The organism is Geobacter argillaceus, from assembly GCF_007830735.1.
In the GTDB taxonomy this organism is placed as follows: Bacteria; Desulfobacterota; Desulfuromonadia; order Geobacterales; family DSM-12255; genus Geomobilibacter; species Geomobilibacter argillaceus.
In genome coordinates this window covers 18,442-31,463 of record NZ_VLLN01000010.1, presented here as the reverse complement: position 1 = coordinate 31,463, position 13,022 = coordinate 18,442, and the positions used below count along the sequence as shown (strand labels likewise).

11 protein-coding genes and 1 tRNA gene are annotated in these 13,022 nt (G+C 58.9%); 6 read left to right on the top strand and 6 right to left on the bottom strand.

All coding sequences use genetic code 11. From position 1 onward, the window contains the following. Positions 1-7: 7 nt before the first annotated feature. Positions 8-1,387, bottom strand: a complete 1,380-nt coding sequence (locus tag JN12_RS09545) for a DUF444 family protein (RefSeq protein WP_145021724.1) — start codon at positions 1,385-1,387, stop codon at positions 8-10. Between the two features lie 188 nt (positions 1,388-1,575). Then, positions 1,576-3,633, bottom strand: a complete 2,058-nt coding sequence (locus JN12_RS09540) for a serine protein kinase PrkA (protein ID WP_145021721.1) — start codon at positions 3,631-3,633, stop codon at positions 1,576-1,578. Positions 3,634-3,893: 260 nt separating this feature from the next. On the opposite strand from JN12_RS09540, the gene JN12_RS09535 reads away from it, so the two are divergent. After that, positions 3,894-3,991, top strand: a tRNA-Sec gene (locus JN12_RS09535). 99 nt (positions 3,992-4,090) lie between these two features. Here JN12_RS09535 and JN12_RS09530 read toward each other — a convergent pair. Together JN12_RS09530 and JN12_RS09525 are read right to left on the bottom strand one after the other, a co-directional pair. After that, the gene (locus JN12_RS09530) at positions 4,091-4,303 is read right to left on the bottom strand and encodes a hypothetical protein (RefSeq protein WP_145021718.1); all 213 of its coding nucleotides are present in this window, start codon (positions 4,301-4,303) and stop codon (positions 4,091-4,093) included. A 54-nt stretch (positions 4,304-4,357) separates the two neighbouring features. Then, entirely contained in the window at positions 4,358-5,920 is a 1,563-nt protein-coding gene (locus tag JN12_RS09525) for an acetyl-CoA hydrolase/transferase C-terminal domain-containing protein (protein ID WP_145021716.1), read from the bottom strand. A 265-nt stretch (positions 5,921-6,185) separates the two neighbouring features. On the opposite strand from JN12_RS09525, the gene JN12_RS09520 reads away from it, so the two are divergent. The 3 genes from JN12_RS09520 to JN12_RS09510 all read left to right on the top strand — a co-directional run bounded on the left by JN12_RS09520 (position 6,186) and on the right by JN12_RS09510 (position 10,405). Further along, on the top strand, positions 6,186-6,785 hold the full coding sequence (locus tag JN12_RS09520) for a TetR/AcrR family transcriptional regulator (RefSeq protein ID WP_145021713.1): 600 nt from the start codon (positions 6,186-6,188) through the stop codon (positions 6,783-6,785). Positions 6,786-7,404: 619 nt separating this feature from the next. After that, positions 7,405-8,667, top strand: a complete 1,263-nt coding sequence (locus JN12_RS09515; RefSeq protein ID WP_246125817.1) for an MFS transporter — start codon at positions 7,405-7,407, stop codon at positions 8,665-8,667. A 52-nt stretch (positions 8,668-8,719) separates the two neighbouring features. Continuing rightward, a complete protein-coding gene (locus tag JN12_RS09510; RefSeq protein WP_145021710.1) occupies positions 8,720-10,405 on the top strand; it encodes a thiamine pyrophosphate-binding protein in 1,686 nt (561 codons plus the stop codon). 222 nt (positions 10,406-10,627) lie between these two features. Here JN12_RS09510 and JN12_RS09505 read toward each other — a convergent pair whose 3' ends face one another. Continuing rightward, the gene (locus JN12_RS09505) at positions 10,628-10,939 is read right to left on the bottom strand and encodes a carboxymuconolactone decarboxylase family protein (protein ID WP_145021708.1); all 312 of its coding nucleotides are present in this window, start codon (positions 10,937-10,939) and stop codon (positions 10,628-10,630) included. A 164-nt stretch (positions 10,940-11,103) separates the two neighbouring features. Beyond that, a complete protein-coding gene (locus JN12_RS09500) occupies positions 11,104-11,997 on the bottom strand; it encodes an MBL fold metallo-hydrolase (protein WP_145021705.1) in 894 nt (297 codons plus the stop codon). Between the two features lie 272 nt (positions 11,998-12,269). Between JN12_RS09500 and JN12_RS09495 the strand changes: the two genes are divergently transcribed. Continuing rightward, positions 12,270-12,545, top strand: a complete 276-nt coding sequence (locus tag JN12_RS09495; RefSeq protein ID WP_145021702.1) for a type II toxin-antitoxin system Phd/YefM family antitoxin — start codon at positions 12,270-12,272, stop codon at positions 12,543-12,545. 4 nt (positions 12,546-12,549) lie between these two features. Next, the gene (locus JN12_RS09490; RefSeq protein WP_145021699.1) at positions 12,550-12,849 is read left to right on the top strand and encodes a type II toxin-antitoxin system RelE/ParE family toxin; all 300 of its coding nucleotides are present in this window, start codon (positions 12,550-12,552) and stop codon (positions 12,847-12,849) included. Positions 12,850-13,022 lie beyond the last annotated feature (173 nt).

Sequence of the window (13,022 nt, the reverse complement as noted above, 5' to 3'; positions counted from 1 at the left end):
CCCGCCCCTACGAGATCAATTTCTTGATCCCCTCGATCAGCCGCGGCTCGTCCGCATCCTCCTGCATCACGTCCAGCCGGATCAGCTCCGACTTTTCCGTGAGCAGCCCCGAGTTCTCCAGATACCGGGACACCTCGGTGCCACCCGGGGTTCCCAGGCCGTGCTCGGCAACAGTGACCCCGACCCGGCTCGCGTAACGAATCATCGTCCGCAACTCAGGCAATGCCTTATCACCGCCGGAATCCCAATCGTCGCCGTCCGTACCGTGAAAGACGTAGATATTGTAGTCCTTCGCCAGCCCCTCCTTGGCCACGATCTCGTTCACCAGCCGGTAGGCGCTGGCCACCTCGGTGCCGCCGGCCACCTGGGAGTTGTAGTAGGTGTAGAAATCCGGCACCTCCTTGGCCTCGGTGTCGTGGAGTATGAACCGGGACTCCACCTGACCGGCGTACTGGTAGATGAGCCAGCTGTAGATCAGGACGTGCTGGGTCGCTACCAGCTCGGTCACCTTGCCGGACATGGACCCGGAATAGTCCCTGAGGAAGAAGACCATTGCCTGGGAATCGAAGTCCTTCTCCCGGGAGAGGATGCGGTAGACCTTGTCCCTCGGGGCGATGAGGAACCGGGACGGGTCGATGTCCGCCACGTCCGGGATGTTCCCCAGAGAAATGTTGGACTCAATGATCTTCCGCAGGGTCGCCTTCTTGTCCAGCACCTGGCCGAAGCCACGGTTGCGGTCGGTCAGATCGTAGGTGTAGCGGGTCAGGGAGCGCTTCTTCCCCTTTTCCTTCAGGTTGGGGAGCTGGAACTTCTCGGTCAGGGTCTTGCCCAGGTCGTAGGCACTGGACTCCAGTTCGTGGGCCTCCCCTTCACCCTGGCCCGGACCGGTTCCCGTACCCTGTCCCTCGGGACGGACCGGCTGTTCGCCGATGACCTCCCCCTCACCCTCGTCGCCGGTACCGCCGGTACCACCCTCTTCCTGTGGCCGCACGGTCGGGTCGTGGATGAACTTCTCCTCCTCGGTGGTCGGCACGACCACCACCTTGCCGGCAGTCCCCCGCCCCGGCTTCACCAGTTTCCCCACCCGGATCTTTCTGGGGAAGCCGTCCTCCTCCCGCCTACGGTCCCGCTCCAGGAGCTCGTCCAGTGACTTCTGCAACTGCGTCACCGGCCGCTGTGCCGCCGCCCCCCTCTGCAGGTCCAGGAGGTCCGCAGCGGCATAGACGCTGCGGAAGAACCCGGCAAACGGGCCGGTCCCGGGGTCGGTCGCCGGTGGTGCGTGCTCCGCGCCGGCCGTCTCCAGTTCGGCCAGAAGCCGCGCCTCCCGCTCGGGGGTGAGCCCGCGGGCCTTCAGTTCGTCGAGATATGCTTTCGGGTCGTTTCGCATCAGCGTTGTCCGGTTAGGAAATTGCCGTACAGATTCAAGCCCCGTCAGGGGCGCTCGCCTGTAGCCGGGGGATGAATCCCCCGGATGAAGATGACCGGGGAATAAATTCCCCGGCTACAGGCATTCTGTCCCGATGGGACGTAAATGATTCCTCCTGAATCATAACGAGCCCTGAGCCCCGAGCAGGGTCAATTCTCATCCTCCTGCGTGCAGAAGTACTCGATCGTCTTCTGCGAACAGGTCCGGCAGTACCCCAGTTTCTCCAGCATGGTGTTGATCATCCGGTCGTACAGCTTCTGGTTCTCCTCGTTGGTCCGGTTGGCCAGGGCGCCGATCAGGCTGCCGGCACCGGCGATGTCCGATTTCAGCCGCACGTCGGTCACCGCCTTCACCAGTTCCAGGTTGTCCATGAAGTCGTAGTTGGGGTCGACCGAGATTTTCTGACCATAGATCTTCCTGATGGAGGTCCGGAACGACTCCCGCTGCTCCTCGGTCTTCAGGCCGATCCGCTCCTCCACGCTCTTCACGTACCGCTCGTCGATCTTCAGCGCCTTCAGTTCGCGGGTCTGGGGGTCCTTGTACTTCCACATCTTGTCCGGCCCCAGGTTCTCGGCATCGATGCCGATGATCATGTTCACGTAGTTCATCACGTCCTTGCGGATGGCGTACGGCTCGTCCATGTAGGCGTTGAACATCTCGGTCATGATCCGTTCCCGGTAGAGCCCCCTAGCGATCTTCAGGTCCTCCAGGTACTTGGCCCGGTCGTTGGTCTCCACCACGTAGTCCAGGACCACCCGCTCCAGGGTCTTGAAGATGTCGTAGGCGAACATGCAGCGCCCTTCGTTGGTCTCGGAGCTCTCCACCTGGAGCTGGATCGACCGCCCCAGGCTCCGGTGTCCGAGTCCCCGCTGGCCGAACCGCTTGGTGATGTCCGGGTCCTGCCCCAGGGTGTCGATCACCTCGGCCAGCGCCTTGATGCTCTTCTCGCCGGCCACCTCGCCGGCGGCCAGCTTCATGGTTTCGATGGGGGTCAGCTTTTCGGAACGGGGCAGCCGGGAGAGCACCACCCCGACCGATGCCGCATAGTTAAGGTTCGGGTCCTGGTGGAGCGCCTCCTTGGTCAGGGTGGTCTTTGCCTCGCTGCCGATGGCATAGGCGGTCAACCCCTCCTGGAGCCGATAGTTGGTGTTGTGGGAGACATAGCAGATCCGGCAGCGGTCCACGATCGGGGCCTCTTCCTTCTCGGCCAGGAACCGGTTGAACTCGGAGTTGTTGCTGGTGGCGATGATCAGGGAGTCGATGGGCCAGCGGTAGCCGTCGATCTCGATGGCCCGGTTCTGGATCACCCCCAGGTAGACCTGCACCAGGTCCTTCTTGTTCTTGAAGATCTCGTCGGAGAAGTGGATACCACCGCCGGCCACCCGGGCCAGGGCGCCGCGCCGCAGGTCGAAACGGTAGGGGTTGTTGGTATCGGAGATGTGCAGGAGCCGCTGAATCGATTCCTCCCCCAACAGGTCCACGGACGAGGAGGTGATCTTGTCCTTGGCCGGGTATTTGCCGGTAACGGTCCCCAGGCTCTCGGAGAGCGGCACCGGCACGACCTCAATGAACTCCAGCATCCGGTCCAGGTCCCCGTCGCAGTAGGTCCGGATATCTTCCCAGATGTAGCCGCTGCAGGCGCCGAGCGGCCGGTAGTTGTCATAGACCGTTGTCAGTTGGGCTTCCGAAAACCCGCCCGTATCGGCCAGGAACCGGCGGCTGGCGTCGCCAGTCGGCAGGAGGTTCATGGCCAGGATCATCGGGTCCTCGTAGGTCTGGGAATCGATGACGTTGATCCGGCCGTAGTGGCCCAGCTTTTCCAGCCCGGTGAAGCGGTAGGTGTAGCGCCGGTTTCCATCCAGGGAGAGGAATTCGCGGTAGCGGCCGCAGAGGAACTCTACGAAGAAGGTCTTGCCGTTCCCCGGTTCACCCACCAGGACAAAGGCCATCTCCTTGGAGGAGCCCCCTTCTGCCGCGTCCTTGACGTACGAGACAAAGCTGTTGATCTCGTCGTACATGCCGATGGTATGCTTCTTCCCGGTCCGGAAGACGTTGAAGTCGTAGGTAGTGCGGCCGTTCACCACCACCTTCTCGAACCCGGCCCCGAGGATCATCCGGGCCACGCTCTGGAAAGCGTTCTCAAAAGTCCGCTTCCCGTCACGATAGGCCGCCAGGTGATCCCGCAACGTTTCGCTGTTTCCCGCCATATCTCTCCTCCGGATGAATGCGTATACTGTCATTTCTGTGTAAAGTATTCCTCATTTCCGGCAGCAAACAAGGGGCTGTATACAAAAAAAGCCCGTGGGGCCGCCACCGGCGAGTATAGCAGTGATCATCAGGTTGACAAGCCGTGGCGCTTTGAAACAGAGCTCCGGTCACTGGTACCGACAGAATTTCATGGACTGGCAGCGGCGCAATGGGGTATCATCCCGCCCAACTTCCGGACCGTTCCATTTCTCTCCAAAATGGAGATGCGTGCGTCGCTGGTGGGCGCCCCGGTCTTCAAAACCGGTGTGGGGGATGAGAAATCTCCCGGGTGGGTTCGATTCCCATGCATCTCCGCCAATCACGGTACAGCACAGTTACAAAACCAAGCCACATACGACAAAGCGTCCCTACATACATGCAGGGACGCTTTGTCGTCGAAACGTGAGTCGTGTCGGATCAGACAGCGGAATTGAACTCATCCATTTCATAGGGGTCGGTTTCCGACCGATCGCCCGAATTCCCGGAATATGTTCCCAGATGGGTCAACACATGCAGTGCATTGATCGCCCGTGAAATATGAGCCCCCACCCGAGCGTCGCGACTCTGCCCATACGCCTTCTCCATGGCTTCAAGAGCCACACTGACGTAGTACCTGTCCGAACCATGCATATCAGCCTCCAGTTCTTCATGAATCGGGTTCTGCCCGGTCTGTCGTTTCCGGATTCAAATATCCCAGTTGTCGATCTTCATGGTGCCATGCCTGGCCAGGTTCACCTGCATCTTGAACACCCGGTCGAGCAGTTGCGGCTCATGGCCGGCCTTTCTCGCCAGGCACTCCTTTTTCGCCATGTCGAAATACTCCTGCAACAGCGGCTTGTAGTCCGGGTGGGCGCACTTGTCGATAATGAGCTGCGCTCGGCTTTTCGGGTCGAGACCCCGGAAGTCGGCCAACCCCTGCTCGGTCACCAGTACGTCCAGATCGTGCTCCGTATGGTCCACATGCGGCACATGCGGGACAACGCAGGTGATGCCGGTCGGGTCGGTCTTGGTCGGCCGCGCCGACGGCGTGTGCATGATGGAGAGATAGGCGTTGCGAAGGAAGTCTCCGGAACCTCCGATACCGTTGATCATCCGGGTACCCCCCACCAGGGTGGAGTTGGCATGGGCGTAGATGTCAAACTCTACCGGGGTGTTCATGGCGATGCACCCCAGGCGCCGGATCGGTTCCGGGTGGTTGGCGATGGAGAGCGGCCTCATAATGACCCTGCTGCTGTATGTGTCCCAGTTGCCGTAAAAACGCTTGAAGCCTTCCACCGAGAAGGAGAGCGAGACAGTGGAGGCGAAATCCAGTTTTCCCGAATCGAAGAGATCGAGCATGGTGTCCTGCAGCACCTCGGTCCAAACCTTGAGCCCGGAGAACGGTCCCTTGGCCAGCCCGCCGATGACCGCGTTGGCGATGGAGCCGACGCCCGACTGGAGCGGCAGCAGATTCTCGGGCAGCCTCCCCTCCTTCACCTCGAACCGGAAGAAATCGAGAATGTTGTTGGCAATGGCTTCGGAGGTGTCGTCCTGCTCGCTGAAGGAACGGCCGTTGTCGGGCAGCTTCGATTCGACGATGGCGACGATCTTGTCGGTGTCGATCCGCACGTACGGGGAGCCGGCCCGGTCGTCAACCCTGCTGAGCAGGTAGGGAAGCCGGTTGGGCGGGTTCACCGGCTCGATGATGTCGTGGAGCCCTTCGAAGCTCGGTATCGAGGTATTGATCTCGATGATGATCCGGTCCGCGATCTGGACGATCTCGGGCACGGCGCCGCAGGAGGCGGTCAGGACCAGACCGCCGTTCTCGGTGATTGCGGAGCATTCGATGATGGCGATGTCGAGGCGGCCGTTGCTCTCCTTGGTGTAGAAGCCGTACCCCAGATCCTGGGCGAACATGGAGAGATGCTTGTCCCCCATCCGGATACGCCCGTCGTTGATGCCGGCCTGAATGTTCTTGCCGGTCTGGTAGGGCCAGCGGCGGTCGATCATGTCAAGTGACGCCCAGCGGTCTTCGGTTTCGACCCCGACGGACGCGCCGATAAAAAGGTTGAATCGCAGTTTTCCCTGCAGCTGGTTTTTCTCCACGTGATCCGCCAGGGCAATGGGCACCGCCTTGGGGTAGCCTGCCGGGGTAAATCCCGACCAGCCCACGTTCATCCCGTTCCTGAACAGGGGAATGACATCTTCAACACTCCTGATCCGCTCATGGAGACTGCTTTTTCTGATCCTCTCGTGCAATACCGACATCTACCCGACTCCTCCTTCCTGAATTGCGTGGACCGTTTTATAACAAACGTTCGATAAACTCATCTTAGCACCATGTATACGGGATCGCAATCAGTTTCCCTGCGGCTGATCACTGCTTCTACGCGGCAGCGATCCGATACCTGATGAGGCAATGGACGGCAACGATGCTGTGATGCGCTGATGAGAGGATTTTCTTCAGGGAGGGAGAAAATAGATGTATATTCCGTGCGACAGATTGAGATGACCAGAATGGGGCGGGGACCGGATGATAAAGAATGACTGCCGAAGCACGTTGATGGAGGTCGGGACACGACTGTTCGCCGAACGCGGCCTTAACGGGGTGAGCATCAGAGAGCTCTCCCGGGCAGCCGGGGCGAGCATCTCGATGATCTCCTATTATTTCGGGGGCAAGGAAGGACTGTACTCAGCGGTGCTTCGGGAACAGTTCGTCTGCTTCGACGAGATCGAGGCGATCAGGCGACAGGGTGCCGAGCCGCTGGCAATGATCGAGGCATACATCCGCTGGACCATTCAGCGTCACCGGAGCAACCCCTACCTGTTGAGGTTTTACACGAGCGAACTTACCAACCCCACGCCGTATTTCGCCACCATCGTTTCTCCCGCCATCGGCAAGGTGATACGGATTCTTATGGAGATAGTTGACGAGGGGATAGCCGGACAGCAGTTCAGGAGCGACCTCCACCCAGGATATGGAGTGTTGGCCCTGGCGGGCATGGTCAACTATTTCTTCCTCAGCATGCTGGCCACCGAGAACCTTATCAGCCATTCGCCCGACAAAGATGAAGAATTGATCCAACAGTACATCGCCATATTTGCCAATGGCATTCTGGGCTCCCGGACGTAAACCTTCTCGGTGAGTCCGTCCGGGACAGGCTTCCGCGCCCTATCAGTTTTAGATCTTCGTTCCCGGCACCTCCACCAAAACCATACAGCCTACCTCAGTAATCATCTCTCACGGGCATAAATCGCTTACCCCCGGCACGTTAGCAGTATCAGCAAGGCAAAATTAGAATCAGCTCAACTTATCTATCCACTCAGCCTGTGGATAAACCACGACGATCTGTGGATATGTTTCAAAAATGTAACGTATCCTTCAGCACTTCAGCATCCTGCACAACGAATGGGCAGCACATGCAACCACCTGTTATTGCGTGTCAATAGTTATTTTCCCATGTATACAGCTCTGGGTCCATTGCCAAGGAATTGCTCAATGATTTCAGAAGACAAGAAAAGTGGACAACTTGTATCAAACAACAATCAATACGGCTCGGCACAGGTTAACAAATTCACACAATAAAAGGTTCGACATGACCCACCGCCTTCCTCGTTGTTGACTCAAGCAATTACATTACAGATTCTGTTAATTTATGGTTCCATTCCGTGTCATTTTATGGTTCAAGTTACCAATTCACCACCCCGACCATTCACACCAATCGAGGGCATGCGCAGGAGCTTGTGGACAGATGCACCTGACTCAACGCTGGAAAATATTCTCCGTTCTGGCCGGCATGCTGGTCATCAGCATGTTCTACCGGGTTTCCATGGCGGTTGTGTCGTTCGACCTGACACAGGAGCTGGGGCTCAGCGCTGCGGAGTTGGGTGTAATTTCTGGGGTGTTCTTCTATGCCTTTGCCTGTGCCCAGATCCCCTTGGGCAGCCTGCTTGACCGCTTCGGGGGAAGGGTGATGGTGTCCTTGCTGGGAGTGGTAACTACCGGCGGCTCTCTGCTCTTCGCCCTTGCCCCCGGCTACCCCCAGGCGCTTGCCGGCCGTGCCCTGCTCGGCCTGGGCACCGCCTCGGTGTTGATGGGTGCCCTGAAAATTTATACCAACTGGTTTCCCCCACAAGAGTTCGCAAAAATATCGGGATTCATGATCGCGGTCGGCAACCTGGGGAGCGTTGGCGCGACCAAACCACTGGCGTACGTCATCAACCATTTCGGCTGGCGCCCCACCTTTATCGCGGCAACCGGTGCCCAACTGGCCATCACGCTGGCTGCGTTTCTGATCGCCCGCGACACTCCCGCCACGGAAGAAATTAACACTGCGGTGCAGCCGGTAACCACGTCGGTCAACAGCAACGGCATGTTTCAGGCGTGGAAGTTGTTGTTCACCGCCCCCGCCTTCTGGCTGGTCTCACTGATGGCGTTCTTCTGGTATGCAAACTACATGGTGCTTCTTGCGCTGTGGGGAGGACCGTATCTGAGGGACGTGATCGGACTCGACAGCTCTGCGGCCAGTACTCTTCTGCTGTGCATATCGTTCGGCTATATCTGCGGTTCACTGCTGCTCGGCAGGGCGATCGACCTGCTGAAGGGCTCTCTCACCACAACAATGGTCCTCGGCCAACTGATCGTACTGCTGGCGATGACCGCCATGCTCGGCCCGGCCGAACTCGTTTCCCGCACCGTACTGGCGCTGATCTTCTTTGTGATCGGCCTGGCATCGTCATCCGGGGTAATCATTTACCCGTTGGCCAGAAACCTGGTACCGCACCGCTTCGCGGCAACCGCGCTGACCTTCGTGAATTTTTTCCTGCTCATGGGGGCAGCGGCAGCGCAGCATATCATGGGGTTGTACATCCACTCGTTTCCGCGCGGCACGTCCGGCTACCCTGCCGCGGCCTATCACGGTGCCTTCCTCATTCCGGTCTGCGGCCTGGCCGCTTCGCTGCTGCTTTTTGCCGGCAACAGAAAACGGTTCCGCACTGCCCCACCGTGCGAATGACGGGGGCACTCTTGCCATGAGACATCTACCGTGGACATAAAAGGACGCACACATGGACAACAGAGTCAATGAACGCAATGGGGGTCGCATCCTCGTCGACACCCTCAAGATCAATGGTACTGACATGGCTTTTTGCGTGCCCGGGGAGAGCTACCTGCCGGTGCTCGACGCCCTCCATGACGAGCAGGACACCATCCGGCTGATCGTTTGTCGCCAGGAAGGGGGAGCGGCGTTCATGGCCGAGGCCTATGGCAAGCTGACCGGGCGACCGGGTATCTGCTTCGTCACCCGCGGGCCGGGCGCCACCAATGCCAGCATCGGCGTCCACACCGCCTTTCAGGATTCCACGCCGCTGATCCTGTTCATCGGCCAGGTGGGAAGCGGCATAGCGGAACGCGAGGCATTCCAGGAAATGGATTTTCGGCGCATGTTCGGCCAGATGGCCAAGTGGGTGGGCCAGATCGACCGGCCGGAACGTATCCCGGAAATGGTCAGCCGCGCCTTCCATCTCGCCGTGTCGGGTCGACCGGGGCCGGTGGTGCTGGCGCTACCCGAGGATATGCTGGCCGCGACGGCCGTAGTCAACGATGTCGGGAGATACCAGCGGGTGCAGGCTCACCCCGGCCCGGCCGATCTCCAAAGGCTTCGCGACATGCTGGGCAAGGCAAAGCAACCGGTCATGCTGCTGGGGGGCGGGGACTGGTCAGAGGCCGCCTGCCGGGATATCATGGCGTTTGCCGAAGCCAACAATCTCCCCACGGCCTGCTCGTTCCGCTGCCAGGACCTGTTCGACAACCGCCACCCCAATTACATCGGCGATGTGGGGATCGGCATCAACCCGGCGCTGGCGGACCGGATCAGACGGGCAGACCTTCTCCTGGTGGTCGGTCCGCGCCTGGGAGAGATCACCACCAGCGGGTATACCCTGATAGAGGCGCCACGGCCGAAGCAGCAGCTGATTCACGTGCACCCCGGAACGGAGGAGCTGGGGCGGGTCTACCAGGCCGACCTGCCGATCAATGCCGGCATGGCGGAGTTTGCCGCGGCGCTACGAACGCTCCCGCCGGTCGCTCAACCGGCGTGGGCGACGTGGACAACAGCCGCGCGAAACGATTACCTCCTCAACCTGCAGCCGTCTCCCGTTCCGGGAGGCCTCGACCTTGGGCAAATCATGGTCTTTCTGCGCGAACGGCTGCCGCCGAAGGCCATCCTGACAAACTGTGCCGGCAACTACTCGTCGTGGGTCCACCGCTTCTACCAGTATCCCGGTTTCCGCACCCAGCTCGCCCCGACCAACGGTGCCATGGGGTACGGGCTGCCGGCGGCCGTGGCAGCCAAGCTGGTGCACCCCGACCGGACGGTCGTCTGCTTCGCCGGCGACGGCTGCTATCTGATGAACGGCCAGGAACTGGCCACCGCCGTGCAGTATGACGCGGCCATCGTCGTTATCGTCGTCAACAACGGGATGTATGGAACGATCCGCATGCACCAGGAGCGGCGGTTCCCGGGGCGGGTCAGCGGGACGGAACTAAAGAATCCCGATTTTGCCGCCCTTGCCCGGGCCTACGGTGCATACGGCGAGGTGGTGGAAACAACCGCCGACTTCGCGGCCGCCTTTGATCGGGCCGTCTCCAGCGACCGGCCGGCCCTGCTGGAGCTGCGTACCGACCCCGAAGCGATCACGCCGCGTACTACCTTGACCGCCATCCGTGATCAGGCACTGGGCATCACCCGGTGAGGAACGGCACCGTGCAATGCCGATATACACTTTTTCAGCCGTATGAGGGTCTACATTTCGGGGAAAAGGGGTTGGCGGCCATCAGAAGGTAATGACCTGTATGGAGGGGACCAGCGATGGTGCGACGGACTGGCGGAGAACAAGGCCCGAGTTCAGGGAGGCTACGTTCATGACAGGGTGGTATCGAGAACGTAGCCTCCGCCGGCCGATTGCCGTGTCCAATCAGTCTATTACGTCGTTCATCCTGTCAAGGGCAGCGGCAACGGTTGGAAATCCAATCGTGCTGGTCAGAACAATAATGGCATGGCGGATCTCTTCATCTGTCGCGCCTGCTTCCTTTGCCCGCAGGGCATGGCTGCTCAACGACCCCTTTGACCCGATAGCAGCAGCGGCACCCAGCTGGATCAACTGCACGGTCTTTTCGTCGAGTGGCCCGGAGTTGCGGGCCGCCGCCCCCATTGCTTCAACAGCGTCGATCAGTTCAACATAGCGCTCTTTAAGTTTAATATAGTGTGGTGCGAGCTGATGAGACACGATATCCCCCTCCTTTTCGTAGGTTGGAGCGAACTAAACGTTACGTCCGCTCGACGGTACGGACGCTACAAGCGTAGCATATCGGCCTGGATATACAACAAGGAAGGAATGTCGCAAGATGGTTGGGGCGTATGCCCCCTTTGGTACCCAGGTCTTCCCGATGGTCAGATCCCGCTCAGGACGAATACGCCCCCGGTGACGACCACCTCTCCAGTGTTCACCAGTCGGTCAAGATGCTTCTGTATGTTCGCCCGTTCGCCGAATATGAAAAACTCCCTCGGCTCCCGTTCTCTACCGTACACAATCCAGGCGTTGACGATCTCCTCCAGCGTGTGACCGCTTTTCAAGAGCTCACGCAGCTGGTCCTCACGTCGTTGGATCACCTGCAGATAGTCGTCCCACAGGGTACCGGGATTTTCGGTAAAAACCCCTGTTTCGTGGCTGGTCAGCCAGACCTTGGCTGGGATGTTCCTCAGTTTTTCCACCGTGGCAATGGTCTGCTCGATGCTCGAATCGCGGTCGCCGTACCAGGGTCCGAAGGGGGTCAGGTCCACATCCCCCAGAAGCAGCAGTTGCGGCTCCCTGAAATACAAGGCCAGATGGCCGGGGGTATGTCCGGGGGCATTGATGACGTCCACCGTTACGCAGCCGAGATCGATAACGTCGCCGTCCTTGAGCAACCGATCGGCTGTCCGGGGGCGGACATGGAACTGCTCCCGCAGGGACGCCCTGAAAAAGTCGCGCTCCGCCTGACCGGACATGCCGTACCAGTCGAGCATCAGCTCCAGATCGCGTAACGGCGGCGCATCGTGCTCGCCGATCCAGAGAGGCAGGTCGGGGAAGAGATCGAGGTGCGTATAGTGATCTTCATGCCAGTGGGTCAGCCAGATCTGGCGGACCGCGCCCCGATCCTTCAGCTCCTGCAACCGCTGCCGGTCGGAACCGGGATCGATCAGGACACCGGCTTCCTCGATGTAGACCGAATGACAGTAGGGGTAGCGCCCCTTGCCGGGGGCGGGGATGAAGCGTACCGGGCCGAAATTCCGTTCCTCGAACATGTTCAGATCCTTGCCGCACCCAGCACGGGAGAGGCTGCTTTTTCGGAGACTTCGCGATTAACGGAATATAGCACAAATCAACATCGCGAATAGTACCTTTCGGACCGCAGCAATCAAGGGGACGACGTGGCAATTGTGTGCATAATATCCGTCATCCGGATGCTGACACGGCAAACAAAATCCATGACTCCGCTATGGAGACATAGATCCCTTTACATGTCATTTAACAGGTGCTATTAATAGTACCATGAAAATTACTTTAAGGAGGAGATATGCAAACATCGACTAAATTCTCCGAAGATATCGTCCCGTTAAGCGATATGAAGGTTAATCCCGGTCGAGTTGTTAATCAAGTTGACAAAACTCATCGTCCAGTGCTCTTGACCAACAGGGGGCGAGGCGTTGCCGTTGTCCAATCACTTAAGGATTATGAGACCGAATCGGATGAGCGTTCATTTCTGCGAGGTGTCGTCCAGGGGTTGATGGACTTGGAAGAGGGTCGAGAAATTAACCTGGGGGACGTCAAAAAGCGTCTTGGCTTAAGCTGAACATATGACGAGTAGGCATACAATCACCTTTGCGGTCTCGTCGGTCAAGGATTTTGAAGAAATACAAGCATGGTATGCTGATCAACAGGTTCCTGACGTAGGTGAGCGCTTGTTGCGCGAGGTGTTTTCCCAGGTTGAAAGACTTGCCGATTTCCCGGAAAGCGGACGTATTGTGCCTGAGTTCGGTACTGCTCATCTGAGGGAGATTATCCACCCACCTTTTCGCATCGTGTACCGTCTCGATAAAACCCGCGTGCGGATTGTTCGCGTCTGGCGTAGCGAGCGATTACTCAAGATGCCTTAGACAAACACCAAAGGCTGGGCAAAATTGACAAGTCGACGCAAGAAAAGGTTTTGTCAGTTCGTGCAGATTAATATCCCTATCTATTAACCTGATAACGGCGTACAGTTAACCAACTGACCTACCGCCGAAATCATTCCTCCCAATCATTTCGACCCCCCTCAGTTTTCCGGTCA

Bases quoted from the DNA above. Each gene is read 5' to 3' on its own strand.
- JN12_RS09510 (WP_145021710.1), top strand. From the start codon at position 8,720: ATGGACAACAGAGTCAATGAACGCAATGGGGGTCGCATCCTCGTCGAC.
- JN12_RS09490 (WP_145021699.1), top strand. From the start codon at position 12,550: ATGACGAGTAGGCATACAATCACCTTTGCGGTCTCGTCGGTCAAGGAT.
- JN12_RS09515 (WP_246125817.1), top strand. From the start codon at position 7,405: ATGCACCTGACTCAACGCTGGAAAATATTCTCCGTTCTGGCCGGCATG.
- JN12_RS09520 (WP_145021713.1), top strand. From the start codon at position 6,186: ATGATAAAGAATGACTGCCGAAGCACGTTGATGGAGGTCGGGACACGA.
- JN12_RS09540 (WP_145021721.1), bottom strand. From the start codon at position 3,633: ATGGCGGGAAACAGCGAAACGTTGCGGGATCACCTGGCGGCCTATCGT.
- JN12_RS09500 (WP_145021705.1), bottom strand. From the start codon at position 11,997: ATGTTCGAGGAACGGAATTTCGGCCCGGTACGCTTCATCCCCGCCCCC.
- JN12_RS09530 (WP_145021718.1), bottom strand. From the start codon at position 4,303: ATGCATGGTTCGGACAGGTACTACGTCAGTGTGGCTCTTGAAGCCATG.
- JN12_RS09545 (WP_145021724.1), bottom strand. From the start codon at position 1,387: ATGCGAAACGACCCGAAAGCATATCTCGACGAACTGAAGGCCCGCGGG.
- JN12_RS09495 (WP_145021702.1), top strand. From the start codon at position 12,270: ATGCAAACATCGACTAAATTCTCCGAAGATATCGTCCCGTTAAGCGAT.
- JN12_RS09525 (WP_145021716.1), bottom strand. From the start codon at position 5,920: ATGTCGGTATTGCACGAGAGGATCAGAAAAAGCAGTCTCCATGAGCGG.